Origin of the sequence: Knoellia sinensis KCTC 19936, from assembly GCF_000768705.1 — a bacterium.
GTDB lineage: Bacteria > Actinomycetota > Actinomycetes > Actinomycetales > Dermatophilaceae > Knoellia > Knoellia sinensis.
On record NZ_AVPJ01000006.1, the window covers coordinates 1 to 19,619 of the forward strand.

Annotated in this window: 20 protein-coding genes; all 20 read left to right on the forward strand. The window is 69.5% G+C overall.

All coding sequences use genetic code 11. The annotated features are described in order from the left end of the window. The first annotated feature begins 133 nt into the window (after nt 1-133). A complete protein-coding gene (locus tag N802_RS19425; protein WP_156971347.1) occupies nt 134-472 on the forward strand; it encodes a hypothetical protein in 339 nt (112 codons plus the stop codon). Beyond that, entirely contained in the window at nt 469-1,152 is a 684-nt protein-coding gene (locus N802_RS09220; RefSeq protein WP_052109713.1) for a tetratricopeptide repeat protein, read from the forward strand. The genes N802_RS19425 and N802_RS09220 overlap by 4 nt, the downstream gene beginning before the upstream one ends. Beyond that, nucleotides 1,149-2,102 carry an HAD-IIA family hydrolase gene (locus N802_RS09225; protein ID WP_084072088.1) on the forward strand — a complete coding sequence of 318 codons (954 nt, stop codon included), beginning with the start codon at nt 1,149-1,151 and terminating at the stop codon, nt 2,100-2,102. Before N802_RS09220 ends, N802_RS09225 begins: the two co-directional genes overlap by 4 nt. A gap of 36 nt (nt 2,103-2,138) precedes the next feature. Next, nucleotides 2,139-2,912: a hypothetical protein gene (locus N802_RS20620; protein ID WP_052109715.1), complete on the forward strand. Its 774-nt coding sequence runs from the start codon at nt 2,139-2,141 to the stop codon at nt 2,910-2,912. Next, complete coding sequence (locus N802_RS09235) at nt 2,909-3,256, forward strand: hypothetical protein (protein ID WP_035915215.1); 348 nt, start codon at nt 2,909-2,911, stop codon at nt 3,254-3,256. The genes N802_RS20620 and N802_RS09235 overlap by 4 nt, the downstream gene beginning before the upstream one ends. A gap of 1 nt (nt 3,257) precedes the next feature. Next, the gene (locus N802_RS09240) at nt 3,258-4,061 is read left to right on the forward strand and encodes a TlyA family RNA methyltransferase (protein WP_084072089.1); all 804 of its coding nucleotides are present in this window, start codon (nt 3,258-3,260) and stop codon (nt 4,059-4,061) included. Beyond that, complete coding sequence (locus N802_RS09245) at nt 4,058-5,035, forward strand: NAD kinase (protein WP_052109717.1); 978 nt, start codon at nt 4,058-4,060, stop codon at nt 5,033-5,035. The genes N802_RS09240 and N802_RS09245 overlap by 4 nt, the downstream gene beginning before the upstream one ends. A 6-nt stretch (nt 5,036-5,041) precedes the next feature. Further along, a complete protein-coding gene (gene recN, locus N802_RS09250; protein WP_035915220.1) occupies nt 5,042-6,745 on the forward strand; it encodes a DNA repair protein RecN in 1,704 nt (567 codons plus the stop codon). Between the two features lie 85 nt (nt 6,746-6,830). Then, the gene (gene steA, locus N802_RS09255; RefSeq protein WP_035915223.1) at nt 6,831-8,012 is read left to right on the forward strand and encodes a putative cytokinetic ring protein SteA; all 1,182 of its coding nucleotides are present in this window, start codon (nt 6,831-6,833) and stop codon (nt 8,010-8,012) included. Then, a complete protein-coding gene (locus N802_RS09260) occupies nt 8,009-8,962 on the forward strand; it encodes a copper transporter (protein ID WP_035915225.1) in 954 nt (317 codons plus the stop codon). Before steA ends, N802_RS09260 begins: the two co-directional genes overlap by 4 nt. Next, nucleotides 8,959-9,777, forward strand: a complete 819-nt coding sequence (locus tag N802_RS09265) for a hypothetical protein (protein ID WP_035915226.1) — start codon at nt 8,959-8,961, stop codon at nt 9,775-9,777. The genes N802_RS09260 and N802_RS09265 overlap by 4 nt, the downstream gene beginning before the upstream one ends. After that, nucleotides 9,774-11,402, forward strand: coding sequence for a murein biosynthesis integral membrane protein MurJ (gene murJ, locus N802_RS09270; RefSeq protein ID WP_035915228.1), 1,629 nt, complete (start codon nt 9,774-9,776; stop codon nt 11,400-11,402). Before N802_RS09265 ends, murJ begins: the two co-directional genes overlap by 4 nt. Beyond that, nucleotides 11,399-12,481 carry a glycosyltransferase family 4 protein gene (locus N802_RS09275; RefSeq protein WP_035915231.1) on the forward strand — a complete coding sequence of 361 codons (1,083 nt, stop codon included), beginning with the start codon at nt 11,399-11,401 and terminating at the stop codon, nt 12,479-12,481. Before murJ ends, N802_RS09275 begins: the two co-directional genes overlap by 4 nt. A gap of 75 nt (nt 12,482-12,556) precedes the next feature. Further along, complete coding sequence (locus N802_RS09280) at nt 12,557-14,266, forward strand: CTP synthase (RefSeq protein WP_156971348.1); 1,710 nt, start codon at nt 12,557-12,559, stop codon at nt 14,264-14,266. Then, on the forward strand, nt 14,263-14,913 hold the full coding sequence (locus tag N802_RS09285; protein ID WP_035915234.1) for an NUDIX domain-containing protein: 651 nt from the start codon (nt 14,263-14,265) through the stop codon (nt 14,911-14,913). Before N802_RS09280 ends, N802_RS09285 begins: the two co-directional genes overlap by 4 nt. Then, complete coding sequence (locus N802_RS20830; protein WP_245613895.1) at nt 14,910-15,257, forward strand: YchJ family protein; 348 nt, start codon at nt 14,910-14,912, stop codon at nt 15,255-15,257. The genes N802_RS09285 and N802_RS20830 overlap by 4 nt, the downstream gene beginning before the upstream one ends. A gap of 209 nt (nt 15,258-15,466) precedes the next feature. Further along, nucleotides 15,467-15,922 carry a LysM peptidoglycan-binding domain-containing protein gene (locus N802_RS19435; protein WP_052109719.1) on the forward strand — a complete coding sequence of 152 codons (456 nt, stop codon included), beginning with the start codon at nt 15,467-15,469 and terminating at the stop codon, nt 15,920-15,922. Between the two features lie 167 nt (nt 15,923-16,089). Then, nucleotides 16,090-17,919 carry an aspartate--tRNA ligase gene (aspS, locus tag N802_RS09300; protein WP_035915237.1) on the forward strand — a complete coding sequence of 610 codons (1,830 nt, stop codon included), beginning with the start codon at nt 16,090-16,092 and terminating at the stop codon, nt 17,917-17,919. Nucleotides 17,920-17,942: 23 nt separating this feature from the next. After that, entirely contained in the window at nt 17,943-18,578 is a 636-nt protein-coding gene (locus N802_RS09305; protein ID WP_035915735.1) for an HAD family hydrolase, read from the forward strand. Next, entirely contained in the window at nt 18,571-19,617 is a 1,047-nt protein-coding gene (locus N802_RS09310; protein WP_052109723.1) for a GTP pyrophosphokinase, read from the forward strand. The genes N802_RS09305 and N802_RS09310 overlap by 8 nt, the downstream gene beginning before the upstream one ends. Nucleotides 19,618-19,619: the final 2 nt, after the last annotated feature.

A 19,619-nucleotide genomic window follows, 5' to 3' on the forward strand; every position in this document is an offset into this window, starting at 1 on the left:
CCCGCCCACCCGGCGGGCCATTTCTCATTTCGGCGCCTGTCCACCGCCTCAACGTGGCCCATAGACTGCTCGTGATCCTGCGGCGTCACGCCGCCTGACTTGCCCTGGAGGGTGTTCATGTCCGATGAGAACCGTGGCCCGCGTCGTGATGGCGGTCGGGACGAGTCCCGTCGTGGGGGGCCCAACCGGGATGGCTCCCGAGGTCGTGACGCCAGTGGCCGAGGGCCACGCGGGGCCGGCCGCGGCGAGGGCAGCAGAGACGGGCGCGGCGGTGACGAACGGCGCGGAGGCGGCTTCGCCGGTCGGCGCGATGATCGCCGAGACGACCGTGGACCTCGCCGCGAGGGCGGGCGGGATGACCGGGGCCGGTCTCCTCGGGGCGGCGTCGACCGTGACCGGGAGCAGCGCGGCGGTCCTCGCCTGGCTCCCAAGACGCCGAAGCTTCCCGAGCCTCGGATTCCCGATGGCGTGACGGGGAAGGAGCTTGACCGCTCCGTTCACCATCAGCTGCGCACCCTGAGCAAGGAGAACGCCGAAGGCGTTGCGCAGCACCTGGTCATGGTGGCTGCGCTCCTCGAAGCCGACGAGTTCGACGCGGCGATGGCGCACGCTGAGACCGCTGTGCGTCGGGCCGGCCGTGTTCCGGCAGCCCGAGAGGCGCTGGGGATGGTGGCGTACCGAACCGGTGACTTTGCCCGGGCTCTCGGTGAGTTCCGCACTGTGCGGCGGATCAGCGGATCGGACCACTTGATCCCGCTCATGGTCGATTGTGAGCGAGGGCTCGGACGTCATGAGCGGGCACTGGATCTTGCCCAGTCACCCGAGGCGAAGCGACTTCCCGCGCAGGAGAAGGTCGAACTGGCCATCGTCGTGTCCGGCATCCGACGCGATCTGGGGCAGACGGATGCCGCGCTAGTCGCTCTGCAGATCCCGCAGCTCAAGAAGTCGAATCAGCCCCGTCTGGCCTATGCGTACGCGGACACCCTGCTCAGCCTCGGTCGCGAGGCTGAGGCACGAGAGTGGTTCGAGAAGGCAGCCGAGGCCGACAATGAGTATGAAACCGATGCGGTGGAACGGCTCGAGGAACTCGACGGCGTCGCCATGACCGACCTCCTCGGGGGAGCCGAGGAGGAGGACGAGGTCAACGAGTGAGGCTGGTCGACCGCTACGCAGCGATCGTGTGCGACCTCGACGGCGTGGTCTACCGCGGCGACCCGGCAGTCCCGTTTGCGGTCGAATCGCTGAGAGAAGCCGGCATACCGATTCAGTTCGCGACCAACAACGCCTCGCGGCCGCCATCGGCAGTGGGTGACCACTTGCGAAGGCTCGGACTCGAGGTCGACGACTCGAGCGTCGCGACAAGTAGCCAGGCCGCTGCCTGGGTGCTGTCACAACACGTCGAAGCAGGAGCCCGCGTCCTGGCGATCGGCGGCCAGGGAGTCGCGGACGCCCTGACGGATGCCGGTTTCGTGCCTGTCTCCGCAGCGGACGAGGAGCCGGTCGCGGTCGTTCAGGGCTACGGTCCCGCGGTCACTGCGACAGATCTCGCGCAGGCGGCCTATGCGGTTGAACGGGGCGCCTTGTGGTTGGCGACCAACACTGACCACACCCTCCCGACAGCGTCGGGGTACGCGCCCGGAAACGGTGCCCTCGTCCTCGCGGTCGGGGCAGCAGTCGGTCGTGGTCCGGACCTCGTCGCAGGCAAGCCGGACGAGCCGTTGTACCTCATGTGTGCCGAGCGTCTCGGTGTCGCACCGGGAGAAGTGTTGGCGATCGGTGATCGGCTCGAAACAGATATCGAGGGTGCACATCACGCAGGGATGGAATCGCTTCTCGTCCTCACGGGGGTGCACGGGATCCGTGACGCTGTCACTGCTCCGCCGCAGGCTCGACCGACATGGGTCGCCGGAGATCTGCGCGCCCTTGTGGCGGACGTCGAATCTCTCGAGCCGATCGCGAGCGCACTGGGCGAGGAATGGAATGCCCGTGACGCCGCACCCACGGGCTCCGACGTTGCGAGGGTCCTGCCCGAGGTTCTGGCGTTCCTCGAAGCGCGACACGTCATGAGTGACGGTGCGCCACAACGGGTGCGCTCCGAGTAGCGTGGGTCGGAACCACCACGAACCACAGGAGGAACCATGGCCAAGCGGTCGATTCAGGGCTACGTCGAGCTCGCCTCGGGACTCGGTGAAATGACGAAGGGCGCTGCCAAGGACGCGGCCGCCGAACTCGTCGCCCTCACGAACAGCGACTTGTCTCCCAAGAAGGTCACCAAGCAGGCGAGCAAGTTGGCTGATGACCTGATCGCCGCGGCCAACACCAACCGCAAGAACCTCGTGGCGCTCGTGCGCGCTGAGGTGGACAAGGCCGTGAACCGTATCGACGTGGCTGGCCTCCAACAAGAACTCTCCACTGTCTCGGACACGGTGCATGCCCTTCGCGGTCAGGTGGAGGATTTGGCTGTCAACCTGTCCGGTCGGCCGTCTGCAGCCGCTTCGAGCGCAGCCACCGGTGTTGCCAAGGTCGCGGATGCGGCAGGTGACGCTGTCTCCGATGTGGCGGCGACGAGCGCGCCCGCCACCCGCCGACCCGCACGATCCGCCCTGAAGAAGACGGCCTCGAAGACCTCGGCGAAGAAGTCGGCGGGCACGAAGTCGGCCGCGACCACGAGCGCTGCTGCTCCTGCGAAGAAGGCCCCAGCCACGAAGACCGCCTCCGCCAAGAAGGCCCCAGCCACGAAGACCGCCTCCGCCAAGAAGGCCCCGGCGAAGAAGGCCCCGGCGAAGAAGGCCGCGACCACGAAGACCGCCTCCGCCAAGAAGGCCCCGGCGAAGAAGGCCCCGGCGAAGAAGTCGGTTCCGGCGTCATCCAGTACCGCGCGTACGGTCACCACCCCCGCGGACAGCGCGTGAGCCAGGAGTTCTCAGGGCACGACCCGCACGTCGACCCGCACGTCGACCAGGACGAGCCAAGTGACGTGCAGCTGGACGAGGCACGAGATGCGAGCGACGTCGGGGACGCCCCCCATGGCTCGGACGCTGCCAGTCAGGCCGAGGTGGTCGAGGACCCGCGCGCGGTGGAACCTGCCGCGCCCGATGCCAGTGCGGAATCCGCGCCGGAGACAGGGGACCTCGTGATCGATGCGGCACTCCGAGACCTTGCGGCAGCATCGGAGGACGATCTCGACGCCCAGATCGAGAAGGGTGAACAAGTGCAGCGGACACTTCAGGGTCGACTGAGCGACCTCGGAGGCTGAGATCGCTCGACTCGACGCCGAGCTCGTGCAGCGTGGGCTGGCCCGGTCTCGCGGTGAGGCACGTGAGCTCATCGAGGCCGGGCTCGTCACCGTTGACGGTCGGCAGGCACGCAAGGCGGCGACGCCTGCGGACAGTGCCAGCGAACTGGTCGTCGCGCACGGTGGACCTCGGTGGGTGGGGCGAGCGGCGCACAAGCTGGATCATGCGCTCACCACGTGGGCACCTCTCGGTCTCACGGTTGCCGACCGTGCCTGCCTCGACGTGGGCGCCTCGACAGGCGGTTTCACGCAGGTCCTGCTGACACACGGGGCGTCGCACGTGGTTGCCCTCGACGTGGGGCGCGACCAACTGGTTGCCGACATCAGGAACGACCCGCGCGTCACGGAACGCAGCGGAACGTCGATTCGGGACGTCACGCCGGAGGACCTCGGAACGTTCGACCTCGTCGTGGGTGACCTGTCCTTCATCTCGTTGACGCTGGTCATGGAACCTCTCGTCCGTCTCACGAAGCTCGGCGGCGACGTGGTGCTGCTCGTCAAACCCCAGTTCGAGGTGGGACGAGGGCGCTTGAGCAAGAACGGCATCGTCACGGATCCGCGCCATCGGCGACAGGCGCTGGCGGATGTCGTGGATGCCACCCGTTCCGCTGGGCTCGGGATCCATGGCCTCGAGCGCAGCCCGATCAGCGGGGGAGAGGGCAACACGGAGTACCTCTTGTGGGCGCGGTCGGGGGTTTCGGGCACGATGGACCCCGACGCGGTGACTGCCGCAGTCCGCGAGCTGAGCAAGGAGGCGCGACGGTGACCGACTCGCGACGCATCCTGCTCGTCGTCCACCCCGCCCGGCCCGAAGTGCACGACCACGCGCTGGGGGTCGTCAAGCGGCTCACGGCTGCGGGCGTGGCCGTCGCCGTCATCATGGACGAGATGCGCGGGACCCCCCTGGAGGGCCATGCCGACCTCATTGCCGCTGACCCCCACGACCCCACTCGCGGCTGCGAGCTCGTCTGCATCCTCGGGGGAGACGGGTCGATCCTGCGTGCGGCCGAGCTGTCCCGCGGCTCGGGGGTTCCCCTTCTCGGGGTGAACTTCGGGCACGTCGGGTTCCTCGCCGAGGTCGAGCGAGACGACCTCGACGTCACGGTCGAGCGGATCGTGTCACGGCACTACACCGTGGAGGAGCGGATGACCCTGGAGGTCATGGCGTTCCACGACGGTGAAACAGTCTTCGAGAGCTGGGCCCTCAACGAGGTGACGGTTGAGAAGGCCTCGCGCGAGCGCATGATCGAGCTCACTGTCGAGATCGACGGCCGTCCACTGTCCACCTGGGGGTGCGACGGCGTGGTCATGGCCACGCCCACCGGCTCGACTGCCTACGCGTTCTCCGCCGGGGGCCCGGTCGTGTGGCCCGACGTCGAGGCCCTGCTGCTCGCGCCCATCAGTGCCCACGCGCTCTTTGCGAGGCCCCTTGTCGTCGGACCGGAGAGCCAACTGGCGGTCGAGGTGGTGCCACGCACCGAGGGCTCGGGCGTCGTCTGGTGCGATGGTCGCCGCGCCGTTGACCTGCCACCGGGAGCGCGCATCCAAGTGCACAAGAGCGCCGATCCCGTGCGTCTCGCTCGCTTCGCCGCATCCCCCTTCACGGATCGACTCGTCGAGAAGTTCGACCTCTCGGTCCACGGGTGGCGTGGCGCGGCTCGCCGCGCGATGGAGTCCGGCCCTACGCCGGCGGGCGGACACGAAGCGGATCGCACGCCCGGCCCCCTCACCAAGGACTGAGCCACGGTGCTTCAGGAGATCAGGATCCAGGACCTCGGCATCATCGATGAGTCCCTCATCGAGTTCGGCCCGGGGTTGACCGTCCTCACTGGTGAGACGGGAGCCGGCAAGACGATGGTCGTCACGAGCCTTGGGCTCCTCCTCGGCGCCCGATCGGACTCAGGCCTGGTGCGCGAAGGTGCCGAACGCGCGGTGGTCGAGGGCGTCTTCGACGTCGCGAGCGATCACCCCGCGACCGTGCGCGCCACCGAGGCGGGGGGTGAGGCCGACGACGGTCTCGTCCTCGTGCGGACCGTCAACAGTGAAGGACGGTCACGGGCCCATGTCGGTGGTCGCAGCGCACCGGTCGGGGTCCTCGGGGAGCTCGGGGAGCACCTCGTCGCGGTCCACGGCCAAGCCGACCAATGGCGCCTGCGGCGGCCCGAGGAGCATCGCGAGTTGCTCGACGCGTTCGGCGGGGAGGATCTCGCACGTGAGCGAACGGCATACGACGCGGTCTTTGCCGCGCACGCGGAGGCGCACGCCGAACTCGAGACCCTGCGTGCGGCCGGGCGGGAGCGCGCCCAAGAGCTCGATCTGCTGCACCGCGGGCTCGAACGTCTCGAGTCAGTCGAGCCCCAACCGGGGGAGGACGAGTCGCTGCGCGTCGAGGACGAGCGCCTCGCACATGCCGAGGAACTGAGACGCGGTTCCTCCGAGGCTCACGACCTGCTGACCGGCGGTGACGAGGCGGATGGCGCCGCCGACGACGGTGCACTGGGCACCCTTGGCCGGGCCCGCGCGGCGTTGGCCCAGGTCAGCGCCAACGACCCGGCCCTCGCCCAGCTCGAGGGTCGCTTGACCGAGGTGAGCCACCTCATCACCGACCTCGCCGGCGACCTGTCCGGCTATGTCGCCGACATCGATCTCGACCCCGGGCGGCTCGAATGGGTCCAGGAGCGCCGCGCGACCTTGACCGAGTTGACGCGCAGCTACGGCGACACCGTCGACGACGTCATTGCGTGGGGGGAGCGTGCGGCGCGACGGGTGCTCGAGCTCGAGGGCGATGACGACCGGATCGACGAGCTCGCACACCGGGTCGCCGAGCTCGAGGTGCAACGGACCAACGCAGCCGAAGCGCTGAGCGCGGCACGGCGAGACGTGGCGGAGGCTCTGGGGCGACGCATCGGCAACGAGTTGTCGCATCTCGCCATGGGTTCGGCACGCGTGACCGTCTCCGTCTCACCGTCAGGGCGGCTCGGTCCGCACGGCGCCGACGAGGTGGAGATCGGCCTCGCCGCCAACGTCGGCAGCACACCCAGGAGCGTGAGCAAGGCAGCGTCCGGTGGTGAGCTCTCGCGCGTGATGCTCGCCATCGAGGTTGCGACCGCGGAAGCGACCGGGTCCGTGCCCACCTTCGTCTTCGACGAAGTCGATGCAGGTGTGGGAGGTCGGGCTGCCCTCGACGTCGGTGCCAGACTCGCTGCGCTCGCACGTTCTGCCCAGGTCATCGTCGTCACCCACCTCGCGCAGGTGGCGGCCCACGCCGACCACCACCTTGTCGTTTCCAAGGCCGACGATGGCCAGGTGACCCGAAGCGGCGTCCGCCGTGTGACGGGGGAGGAGCGGGTCACCGAGCTGGCTCGGATGCTCGCGGGCACTGTCAGCGCTGCCGCACTGGACCACGCGCGCGACCTGTTGGCCGACCTGGGTCAGGGCGTCGACGCCTGACCAAGGTCACACCGACCGACGGCTCCACGGTCTCGCCGCCGTGCCGTGCGCGAGCGCCGGGGCCGAGCGTGGCACGATGGGTGGGATGCCCTTCACGACCCGCCTGCGCCGCGAACGCGAGCCCGGCCCCGCCGGTGTCGGCGGTCCGGCCCGCGTCGATCCGCGGACCAAAGACCTGACCAAGCGACTCAAACCGGGCGACGTCGCCGTGATCAACCACGTCGACATCGACAGGGTCAGCGCCGAAGCGCTCGTCGCCTGCCGCCCCGCAGCCGTCGTCAATGCCGCCGAGTCGATCTCCGGCCGATACCCCAACCTGGGCCCCGAGATCCTGCTCAACGCGGGCATCCCGCTCCTTGATGCGGTGGGCGAGGCCGTCATGGAGCTCGCCGAGGGCACCGTGGTGCAGGTTGTCGGGAACGAGCTCCTGTCCGGTGACACGGTCGTGGCTGCCGGGACGGCGCTCGACACGTCGGGCGTGGCCGAGTCGATGAGCGAAGCCAGGGCCGGTCTCAACGTCCAGCTCGAGGCCTTCGCCGCCAACACGATGGAGTACCTCAAGCAGGAGCGAGCGCTGCTGCTCGACGGCGTCGGGGTCCCGGACATCAAGACCGACCTCGACGGCCGCCACGCCCTCATCGTGGTGCGTGGCTACCACTACAAACAGGACCTGCAGATGCTGCGGTCCTACATACGCGAGTACAAGCCGATTCTCATTGGTGTCGACGGGGGAGCGGACGCGATCGTCGAGGCCCGGCACAAGCCAGACCTCATTGTCGGCGACATGGACTCGGTGTCCGACGCCACCCTCAAGTGCGGTGCCGAGGTCGTGGTGCACGCCTACCGCGACGGCCGCGCACCCGGACTCGAGCGCGTTCGCGAGCTCGGAGTGGAGCCGGTGGTCTTCCCGGCGACCGGGACGAGCGAGGACGTCGCCATGTTGCTCGCCGACGACAAGGGAGCCAAGCTCATCGTCGCCGTCGGTACCCACGCCACCTTGGTGGAGTTCCTCGACAAGGGGCGCGCGGGCATGGCCAGCACCTTCCTGACCCGACTCCGCGTGGGCGGCAAGCTCGTCGACGCCAAGGGTGTGAGTCGGCTGTATCGCTCACGGATCTCGGGGACCTGGCTGCTGCTGATGGTCCTCGTCGGTCTGTTGGCCCTCGCTGCCGCCCTGTGGGCCACGCCCGGCGGCAAGGTGCTGCTGCAAGTGCTCGGCGCCCGCCTCGATGATCTTTGGTCCGCCATCGGAGGAATCTTCACGTGATCGACTTCCGCTACCACCTCGTCTCCATCGTCTCGATCTTCATGGCCCTGGCCGTGGGGATCGTGCTCGGGGCCGGTCCCCTCGAGGGGCAGATCGGCGACACGCTGACCCAGGAGGTCACCCAACTTCGCGAGGACCGTGCCGCCCTGCGCACCCAGCTCGACGAGGCCCGTCAGGCGACCAATGCTCGCGACGAGTTCACTGCGGACGCGCGCGCCCGCCTCGTCGGGGGAACACTCGCGGAGAAGAAGATCGCCCTCGTGGTGTTGCCGAGTGCCGATGCCGACCACGTGACCGCCATTGCCGAGACGCTGACGGCCGCCGGTGCCACGATCGCCTCCCGAACCACCGTCGAGGAGTCGTGGACTCCGCAGGACGAGGAGGCGACCCAGCAGATCGCGACGGTGGCGGCCGAACTCCGCCGCGCTGTCGGCCTTCCTGGGGCCGGGACGTCAGAGGACTCACCCCTCGACGCCGTCCTTGCCTCCGCCCTCGTCGCCTCGGACGCCAGTGCAGCGAGCGACGCGGCGAAGGGCGCCCTCGAGCGCCTTGCGAGTGAGAACCTCATCGACCTCGACGCAGCAGATCTCGAGCGGGCGCACGCCGCCGTGGTCGTCGGCGCTCCGATCCCTGGCGACGCGGCCGCAGAACGTGATCGCGTCGCCGCTCGTCTCGCCGGGCTCGCGTTGGCGCTCGACGAGGCGGGCCAGGGTGCCGTGCTCGCGTCCGATGTCGGCGTCGCCGGCTCCGCCGGGGCATCGTCGGTCGTGCGGGCTGCGCGGGACGACGCCGGGACGTCTCGCGCGCTCTCCACGGTCGATGACGTCAGCTCGTCCCTGGGCCAAGTCAGCGTCGTCTATGCCCTCGTGCAGCAGATTGGCGGGGGCGTCGGCCAGTACGGCCTCGGCGATGGTGTGTCGGCCGGCTACCCGCCCATCCCCGCGCCATGAGTCGGCGCCCCCTCGTCGCAGCAGTCGTTGCGGGCGCGGCCGCGGCCATCGCGATGTCGCAGCGGCACAGGCTCCCGGCGTCCTTCCGCAGCACGTGGGATCGCACCAACCACGCGGGGGACACGGTCACCCTTCTGGAAGGCCCCGTGTATGCCGTCGCCGCAGCTGCGGGAGCTGTGGCGGCGGGGTCTCCGTCGGCTGCCAGTCTCGTCGCCGGCCTCGGGTCGGCGGGCTTCGGTGCCGTCGACGACCTCGTGGGTGACTCCTCGAGCAAGGGGCTCAGGGGTCACCTCGGGGCACTGGCGCGCGGGCAGGTCACCACGGGTGCCGTCAAGATCGTCGGTCTCGGGGCCACCGGCCTCGCCGCCGCGGCCCTGGCCGATCGGCGGACCGATCGCGGCGTTGTGGCGACGCTCGTCGGAGGCGCCGCGATCGCAGGTGCCGCCAACATCGCCAACCTTCTCGATCTCCGCCCCGGACGGGCCCTCAAGGTGACGGCCCTCGCCGGTGCTCCGCTCGTGCTCGGTGGCGGGAGCCACGCCACCGCCTCAGCAGCCGCGGCGGTGGGAGCTGCTGTCGGATCCCTGCCGAGCGACCTTCGTGGTGAATCCATGCTCGGAGACACGGGTGCGAACGCGGCGGGTGCGCTGGTTGGCCTGGCGCTCGTGGAGCGCACCGGTCTGGGTGGGCGGCTGGTTGCCCTTGCGGTCACCGCAGGGCTCACCGTCCTGTCCGAGAAGGTGTCCTTCAGCAAGGTCATCGAGGGCAACGACGTGCTGCGACGCCTCGACGCCTGGGGGCGTCCGCAACGATGAGTGCGCGCCGGGCCGCGGCCGGGATCGCCGGCGCCGCGGGGCTCATCGCCGTCACCACCCTCTTCGCGCGCGTTGCGGGTGTGGGTCGGATTTTCGTCTTTGCCGACAGCGTGCGAGCGGGCGGTGTCGGTGAGATCTACCAGAGCGTCAACGCCCTGCCCAACGTCCTGTTCGAGGTCGCGGCCGGCGGAATCCTCGCGGCGGTCGCCGTCCCCCTCATCGCTCACTGGCTGGGCGCAGGTGATCGCGAGCGTGCCGACCGCATCGCTTCGGTCCTGCTCACCTGGGCCCTGGTGGTCCTCGTGCCTGCCGCGGTGCTCCTGTGGGGCGTCGCTCCGGCGCTGGCCGCCTTCCTCGTCGACGACTTCGACCCGCAGGCGCAGGAGGTCGGTGCGAGGTTGCTGCGGATCTTCGCGGTCCAGGTGCCCCTCTACGGCGTCGGCATCATCCTCACCGGGCTGCTCCAAGCCCACCGGCGGTTCCTCATGGCGGCACTCGCGCCATTGCTGTCCTCGGTCGTGGTGCTGGTTTCCTACCTCTGGTTCGGCGCTGTCGTCGACGGCGAGACCGCGCCGTCCCGGGTCAGCGACCATGCCCTCTCGATCCTCGGCTGGGGCACGACGCTGGGAGTCGTGGCCCTGTCACTGCCTCTCGTGGTCCCCGCTCTGCGGACCGGCTGGAGGTGGCGTCCTGCCCTACGCCTCGACCCCGAGGACGCCCGCCGCATCAGTGGTCTCGCCGGTGCCGGAATCCTCGGGCTTGTCGCCCAACAGGCTGCCGTCCTGGCGACGATGTGGCTCACGAACCACTCCGGTGATCGCGGGGCGTTCCCGGTCTACCAGTACGTCCAGGCCGTCTACGTCCTCCCGTATGCCGTCCTCGCGGTTCCCGTGGCCGTCAGCGCCTTCCCGGCCCTCGCCGCGCGCACCGGTGCCGGCGAGGATGTGGGCTCGACGCTGGCCAGGGCCGTTCGGGGGGTGCTCGTCCTCACCGGCCTCTCCGTCGGAGTCCTGCTCGCGGCTGCCCCCGCCATTGGCGCGTTCTTCCAGCTCCTCGATGCCCGTAGGGGTGATGCGGGGTCCAGTCCCGCCGCCCTCGCCGCGATGTCGGGCGCGCTCGTCACCTATGCGCCGGGTCTTGTCGGCTTCGGCCTCACGGCGCTCCTGACCCGTGCGCTCTACGTGCGCGGCCGACCTCTCCACGCCGGTGCAGCCGTGGCCGCGGGCTGGCTCGTGGCCGTGGTGCCGGTCTTCGTCGTGGGCCCCGACCAAGGGCCAGGGGCGACCCTGCGCGCACTGGGACTTGCCTCGACTCTCGGGATGTCGCTCTCGGGGTTTGTCCTCGCCCTTCTCGTCCGGCGCGAGTGGGGGGCGACGGCGACCCGGGGGGCGGCGCGCACCGCCGGTGCCTTGGTCGTGGCGGCGGCAGCGTCGCTCACGGTCGGGGACGTGATCACGCGCGGTCGTGCCCTGGATGACTTCCCGGAGGTGCTCGCCACTGGACTCGGAGCCGGTGCGTCCGCACTCGTGGCGGGACTCCTGGTCCTCTGGTTCGCGGACCGGGAGATGATGACTGAAGTCCTGCGCCGTGGCAGGGCCCGACGCAGGGGAGGGGATGCACCGTGAGGATCGCTCTCGTCATGGGGACGAGCTCCGGCGGGACCGGCAGGCATGTGCATGACCTCGTGTCCGGGCTCGTGACGGCGGGGCACGACGTGGTGGTCCTCTCACCGGGCGGCGAGCTGGACCAGTTCGACTATGCGGGGGTCGGCGCAGCGACCGTCGAGTTGAACGTGGCGGACCGGCCCCATCCGGCCCGCGATGCCCGAGCCGTCGCGACGCTGCGAGACGTCTGTGGGGGAGCCGACATCGTCCACGCGCACGGGGCCCGGGTCGGCGCCCTCGCCGTGCTGGCCCTCGCCGGACTCGATGTCCCTCTCGTGGTGACGATCCACAACGCCTCTCCCGGCGGCGGCCTCCTTGGACGCATCCACCGCGTGCTCGAGACCGTCGTCGCGAGGGGAGCAGACCTCGTGCTGGGTGTCTCCGCCGACGTCGTCGAGCGTCAACGGGAGTTGCGGGTCAAGCGGGCCGAACTGGCCGTGATCGCTGCTCCGCCCCCGCGAGCAGTGTCCCGCGATCGCTACGCCGTGCGCCGGGACCTTGGCATCGACGCACGCACACTGCTGCTGGTGACTGTGGCCCGGCTCGCCCCACAGAAGGACCTCGATCTCCTCATCGACGCTCTCGCCGAGATGCTGGTGCGCCATGACATCGACGTCGTCGCCGCGGTCGCCGGCGACGGGCCGGACCGAGAGCGACTCCAGACCCGCATCGACACGCTGCAGGTGCCGGTGCGTTTGCTCGGACACCGCGGAGACGTCCCTGACCTCATTGCCGCGGCAGATGCCGTGGTGTCCACTGCCCGCTGGGAGGGGCAGCCGGTCGGCCTGCAGGAAGCCCTGCACTCAGGCGCCGCCATCGTCGCGACGGATGCTGGTGGGACGGCAGCCGTTGTCGGTGACGCGGCGATCCTCGTCCCCGTGGGCGACGTGCCCTCCATGGCGCGGGCCTTGGCCGATGTGCTCCTCCACGGGGCCGTCCGGGACGACCTCCGGTCGCGGGCCATCGGTCGGGGAGCCGAACTCCCGACGAGCGCCGACGCGCTGGAAGCCGCGCTCACGGCATACCGTTCCGTCGTCTGATCGTGACGACTTCTCCCGCGCGTCGCACAAGGCGTTGGTCGGGAGAGTCGCGTCGATGACGTATTGTTGAAGTCCGTGGTGGCTCAGACGAAACAGATCTTCGTGACCGGAGGCGTCGCCTCTTCGCTCGGCAAGGGCCTCACGGCTTCAAGCCTCGGATTCCTGCTCAGGGCACGCGGCCTTCGCGTGACGATGCAGAAGCTCGACCCCTATCTCAACGTCGACCCCGGGACGATGAACCCGTTCCAGCACGGCGAGGTGTTCGTCACCGACGACGGCGCCGAGACCGACCTCGACGTGGGGCACTACGAGCGCTTCCTCGACCGGAACCTCGTCGGCACGGCCAACGTCACGACCGGGCAGGTCTACAACAAGGTCATCGCCAAGGAGCGCCGCGGCGAGTACCTCGGTGACACGGTGCAGGTCATCCCGCACATCACCAACGAGATCCAGGAGCGCATGCGCGCCCAGGCCGCGGGTGCACCCGGCGTGGACGACTCCGAGGCCCCCGACGTCATCATCACCGAGATCGGTGGCACCGTCGGCGACATCGAGAGCCTGCCGTTCCTCGAAGCCGCCCGTCAGGTGCGTCACAGCCTGGGGCGCGACAACGTCTTCTTCCTCCACGTCTCGCTCGTGCCGTACCTCGCACCAAGCGGCGAACTCAAGACGAAGCCGACCCAGCACTCGGTCGCGGCCCTGCGCCAGGTCGGTATCCAGCCTGATGCCCTTGTCCTGAGGGCGGATCGGGAGATTCCCGAGTCGATCAAGCGCAAGATCTCGCTCATGTGCGACGTCGACACCGAGGGGGTCGCGGCAGCCGTCGACGCGCCGAGCATCTATGACATCCCCAAGGTGCTGCACCGCGAGGGCCTCGACGCCTACGTCATCCGTCGCCTGTCGCTCATCTTCCGCGACGTCGACTGGACCGACTGGGACAAACTCCTCGGCCGGGTGCACAACCCGGAGCACGAGGTCGAGGTCGCCCTCGTCGGCAAATACATCGATCTCCCTGATGCCTACCTGTCCGTCACCGAGGCGCTGCGCGCCGGAGGCTTCCACCACGACGCCAGGGTCAAGATCCGCTGGGTCGCGAGCGACGAGTGCCAGACGCCGGCGGGGGCGCAGAAGTCTCTCGGCGGCGTGGATGCGGTGCTCGTGCCGGGCGGCTTCGGGGTGCGTGGCATCGAGGGCAAGCTCGGAGCGCTGACTTGGGCGCGCGAGCATCGCGTGCCGACCCTCGGGATTTGCCTCGGCCTGCAGTGCATGGTCATCGAGTACGCCCGCAACAAGGCGGGCATCGAGGGCGCCAGCTCGACCGAGTTCGACCCCGGCACACCGGCGCCGGTCATCGCGACCATCGAGGAGCAGAAGCAGTTCGTCGACGGAGCGGGTGACCTCGGCGGCACGATGCGTCTCGGCTCTCAGCGCGCCGACCTCGTGCCGGGCTCCCTCGCCAGTGAGGTCTACGGCGCGACGAGTGCTGACGAGCGGCACCGTCACCGCTACGAGGTCAACGACTCCTACCGCCCTCAGCTCGAGGCCGCGGGCCTGCGGATCTCGGGAACTCACCCCGAGCTCGGACTCGTCGAGTTCGTCGAGCTCGACCGCGAGGAGCACCCCTACTACGTCTCGACCCAGGCACACCCCGAGTTCAAGTCGCGCCCGACGCGGGCTCACCCGTTGTTTGCCGGGCTCATCGGGGCGGCCATCGAGGAGCAGCGCGCCGCGCGGCTCGTCGAGGTGGAGCGTCCCAAGGTGGCAGCCGACGCCGAGGTCCTGTGAGCGTCGAGCCACTGGCGGATCGGGTCGACCCCCAGCCGGTGACCCGATCTGACGTCCTGCTGCACGGGCGCGTCTGGGACGTGGTGCGTGACGAAGTGGATCTCGGCGATGCGGGCAGGCACGTACGCGAGTACGTCCGACACCCTGGTGCAGTCGCGGTTCTCGTCCTGGACGAGCAAGGCCGCACCTGTCTGATCCAGCAGTACCGCCATCCCATCCGCACCCGCGACTGGGAGATCCCTGCTGGGCTGCTCGATGTCCCCGGGGAGCCTGCCTGGGAGGCAGCGGCCCGCGAGCTCTTGGAGGAAGCGGACCTGCTCGTGGGAAGACTCGACGTCCTCGTCGACCTGCGCCCGTCCCCGGGGGGCCTCGACGAAGCGATCCGGGTCTTTCTCGCGCGTGGATGCACCCCGGTTCCCGAAGCGGATCGGCATGCTCGAGAGGCCGAAGAACACGGTATGCCGCGTGTCTGGGTTCCGTTGGACGACGTGGTCGAGGCCGCACTCGAGGGGCGACTTCAGAACGGCATCCTCGTCGCGGCCGTGCTTGCGGCTCAGGTCGCCCGCCTGCGCGACTGGGACACGCTCCGTCCGCACGACGCAGCGTGGCCTCAGCGGCCCGACGCACCGGAGGGAGACGCATCGTGAGTGCCGCGTCGGCGGAGCGCACGTGTCCGTGTGGTGGGAGGCCCGAGGGCGCGACCCTGGCTGCCTGCTGTGGCCCGTACCTCGCGGGGGAGGCGTGGCCCCCGGAACCGGAAGCGGTCATGCGATCGCGCTACACGGCGTACGCGACGGGTGACGCAGACCATGTCTTCCGCACTTGGCATCCGGCCACCCGGCCCAGCGAGGTCGACCTCGACCCAGCGATTCGCTGGACCGGCCTCGACGTGCTGTCCGCGTCCGGCGATGACACTGAGGGCACCGTCGAGTTCGCGGCGCACTGGCTCTCGGGTGACGGTGCGGCACGACAGCGGGGGGGTGATGCGTGAACGCAGTCGGTTCACCCGCCGCGCGGGACGCTGGTTCTACATGGACGGCGTGGTCGAGTCGGGCTGACGCTGGCTCGCGATTGGCCCGTGTCTGTTCCGCACGTGCGGCGTGACGTTGGGTATTTTCGAGAGGCCCCCACATGACGATTCGGGGGTGCCCCATGGCCGAGTGGCCGCGGGGCCGGATCGAATCGGAAGGACCAGCCCCCATGGGTTTCCTGGACGACCTCAAGAAGGGTCTCGGCTTCGACGACGACAACGACGCCGTCAACGAGGCACAGAAGCAGGCCGACGACGCCAAGAAGAAGGCTGACGAGGCAGCAGAGAAGGCCCGCAAGGAGAGCGGCGACAAGGCCGCCGAGGCCAAGAAGAAGGCGGACGAGGCCGCGGCAGAGGCCGCCAAGCGCAAGGCTGAGTACGAGCAGGCCGCCAAGGAGGCTGGCGAGCGCGCCGGCACCCCGGCTCCTGCTCCGGCTCCGAAGAAGGCCCCGGCGCCAGCGCCCGCGCCGAAGAAGGCCGCCCGTGTCCACACGGTCAAGAAGGGCGACACGCTCTCCGAGATCGGCGAGAAGTACGGCGTGAGCTGGAAGAAGATCGCCAAGGCGAACAACATCGAGAACCCGGACCTGATCTTCCCGGGCCAGAAGTTCAACATCCCCGACTGATCGGGGTCCGGCCTCGTGCCGGCAGTGACCGAGGGCCGTGTCCACAGCGTCGTGGGTGCGGCCCTCTGTCGTGCCCCACGAATCAGTGGAGGATTGCGGTTCGTGCCGATGGCCCGCCACTCCGTAGGATGAGCCGCGTTCATCCACACCCTCGAGAAGGATCTCCCGTGCTCCGCACCCATGAGGCCGGCACCCTGCGCGCCGACCACACCAGTTCGACCGTCACGCTCACCGGCTGGGTCGGTAAGCGTCGCGATCATGGGGGAGTCGCCTTCATCGATCTGCGGGATGCCAGCGGGGTCGTCCAGGTCGTCGCACGTGACGAGGTGTTGACCGGCGCGGCTCACGACCTGCGGGCCGAGTTCTGCATCAAGGTGACCGGCGAGGTCGTCGCCCGCACCGAGGCCAACGTCAACCCCGAACTCCCGACCGGTGAGGTGGAGGTGGTCGCCTCGGCGATCGAGGTGCTCGCGCCGAGCGCGCCGCTGCCCTTCCAGATCGACGAGCGCGTGACGGTCGGCGAGGAGGCGCGTCTCAAGCACCGCTACCTCGACCTGCGCCGTCCGGGGGCATCGTCGGCCGGCGCCGCGCTGCGCCTGCGGTCCAAGGTCAACGCCGCCGCCCGCTCGGTCCTCGGTGAGCGCGACTTCGTCGAGATCGAAACCCCGACCCTGACGCGTTCCACCCCGGAAGGTGCCCGCGACTTCCTCGTGCCTGCGCGTCTCGCACCCGGCTCGTGGTACGCCCTGCCGCAGAGCCCGCAGCTGTTCAAGCAACTCCTCATGGTCTCTGGCATGGAGCGCTACTACCAGATCGCCCGCTGCTACCGCGACGAGGACTTCCGCGCCGACCGCCAGCCCGAGTTCACCCAGCTCGACATCGAGATGTCGTTCGTCGAGCAGGCCGACGTCCTCGAGCTCGGAGAGGCCATCGTCAAGGCTGTGTGGAAGCTCATCGATGTCGACCTCGACACGCCGTTCGAGCAGATGACCTACGCGGACGCCATGAAGCGCTTCGGCTCGGACAAGCCCGACCTGCGCTTCGGCAACGAGCTCGTCGAGTGCACCGACTACTTCAAGGACACGCCGTTCCGGGTGTTCCAGGCCGACTACGTCGGCGCCGTGGTCATGCCCGGCGGTGCAAGCCAGCCGCGCAAGCAGCTCGACGCCTGGCAGGACTGGGCCAAGAGCCGCGGTGCCAAGGGCCTCGCCTACGTCCTCGTTCAAGAGGACGGCGAACTCGGTGGCCCGGTGGCCAAGAACCTGTCGGACGACGAGAAGGCCGGCCTCGCGGCTCACGTCGGCGCCAAGCCCGGGGACTGCGTGTTCTTCGCTGCCGGCCCGACCAAGTCGTCGCGTGCCCTCCTCGGCGCCGCGCGACTTGAGATCGGCAAGCGATGCGACCTCATCGACGAAAGTGCCTGGAGCTTCCTCTGGGTGCTCGACGCTCCGCTCTTCGAGCCGGCGTCGGAGGCCGTTGCAGCCGGTGACGTCGCGGTGGGTGGGGGAGCGTGGACCGCTGTGCACCACGCCTTCACCTCGCCCAAGGCAGAGTTCCTCGACACCTTCGACACCGACCCCGGCCCGGCCCTCGCCTACGCCTACGACATGGTGTGCAACGGCAACGAGATCGGCGGTGGCTCGATCCGAATCCACCGTCGGGACGTTCAGGAGCGGGTCTTCAAGGTCATGGGGCTCTCCGAGGAGGAGGCGCAGGAGAAGTTCGGCTTCCTCCTTGAGGCCTTCCAGTTCGGTGCGCCGCCGCACGGTGGCATCGCGTTCGGCTGGGACCGCATCGTCTCGCTCCTGGCCGGCACCGAGTCCATCCGCGACGTCATCGCCTTCCCCAAGTCGGGCGGCGGCTACGACCCGCTGACGGCCGCACCTGCCCCGATCACGCCGGAGCAGCGCAAGGAGGCGGGTGTCGACGCCAAGCCCGAGCCCAAGGGCGCGGCTCAGGGTGACGGTCAGGGCGAGCCGACGGCGGCGTCCGCCTGATGTCGAGTGCGGCCGATGCCCTGATGCAGGATGCCCGGCCGCTCGATCCAGCACGGCCCGTCCGCGTCCTCCTCTGGGACGCGGACGGGGTGCTGCAGCACCCGCAGCATGATTGGGATGCCGGCATCCTGGACCACTGGGGCGGTCCCGGCTTTGCCGAGGCGCTGTTCGCCGCCGAGGTTCCGGCACTCCGCGGTGAGGTGACCTTCAGAGAGTGCCTGGCAGACCTCTTGGATCAATGGCCTCTGGCCACCGCGGGGGTCGATGACCTGCTCGGTCTCTGGGAACGGGTCGACAGAGACGACGAAGCGATCCGTCTGGTGCGTGACGTGGCTGCCAGCGGGGTGACGTGTGTCCTCGCGACGAACCAGCAGGACCACCGCAAAGAGTTCCTGCGGCGGCACTTCGGCTACGACGAGGTGTTCGCCCGCTCATTCTATTCGTGCGACCTCGGCGCGATGAAGCCGGAAGCGGCCTACTTCGAGCGGGTGCTGGAGGCCCTGGGCGTCTCCGCGGAGGAGGTCGGCGGCGTGGGTTTCGTCGATGACAGCCGCGCCAACGTCGACACGGCGCTCGGACTGGGGATCCGTGCAGTGCACCACGACCCCACCTCCGGCGTTGTCGGGCTCCGAAGCCTGCTTGGGTGGACTCATGAGTGACCCCGAGGACCTCAACTCCGCGACTGCCAGCGCCCCTTCCCGCGGTGACGTCCTGCGCGAGGCGATCCAGCGCTACAGCGCGCTGCAGCCCGAGCTCCGGCAGGTCGCGGACGAGTTCGTCGCCATGGTCACCGTGCTGCTCGACGAGGCCGGCATCAACTACGTCAGCGTCACCGGGCGGGCCAAGAGCATCGCGTCGTTCGCCGGCAAGGCCGGCCGCACGGTCGATGGTGAACCGGTCTACGTCGACCCCTTCTCCGAGATCACGGACACGGTCGGCGTGCGTGTCGTCACCTACCTCCAGGGCGATGTTGCCGCGGTCGCCGATCTGCTCGCCCACGAGTTCAGCGTCCTCGACGACCGTGACCTCGGCCAGGAGACCGCCAGCGAGGGTCGTTGGGGTTATGCCAGCCGACACCTCTTGGTGACCCTCGACGACGAAGGCGTCGACCCGGCATACGTGCACCTTCGCGGTCGGTCCGCGTCCGTCCAAGTACGTACGATCCTCCAGCACGCCTGGGCCGAGTTCGAGCACGACGTGCGCTACAAGGGATCGGTTCCGGCGGCCGACCTGCCAGACCTCGATCGGCGCTTCACGCTGGCGGCCGGACTGCTCGAGCTCGCCGACCGGGAATTCACCGCGATCCGGGACCGTCTCCTGTCCGGCGTCGGCGCCCCGGGACTTGAGTCCGGGGACGACGACCCGCGACTCAGCGGCACCGATCTCGCGGCGTTCCTGTCGTCGCAGTTCCAGGAGGCGGGCTGGTCCCGCACCGACCACTACACGTGGATCGCCGGGCTCCTGCTCGAACTGGGCATCACGTCCCTCGACGAGCTGGGGGGACTGCTCGGCACCATCGACGTCGACGGGATCAACGAGCGGATGGGCTACAAGTACCCGGCGGGAGCAGTGCGCCGACTCGATGACGCACTGCTCGCCGTGTTCGGGCCGCGCTACATCAGGCTCCATGGCAACGCCCACCGGGTCGAGTCACTCACCGCCCGCCTCGAGAAGGTTCGTGGGTCGGCCGGACTCTGAGC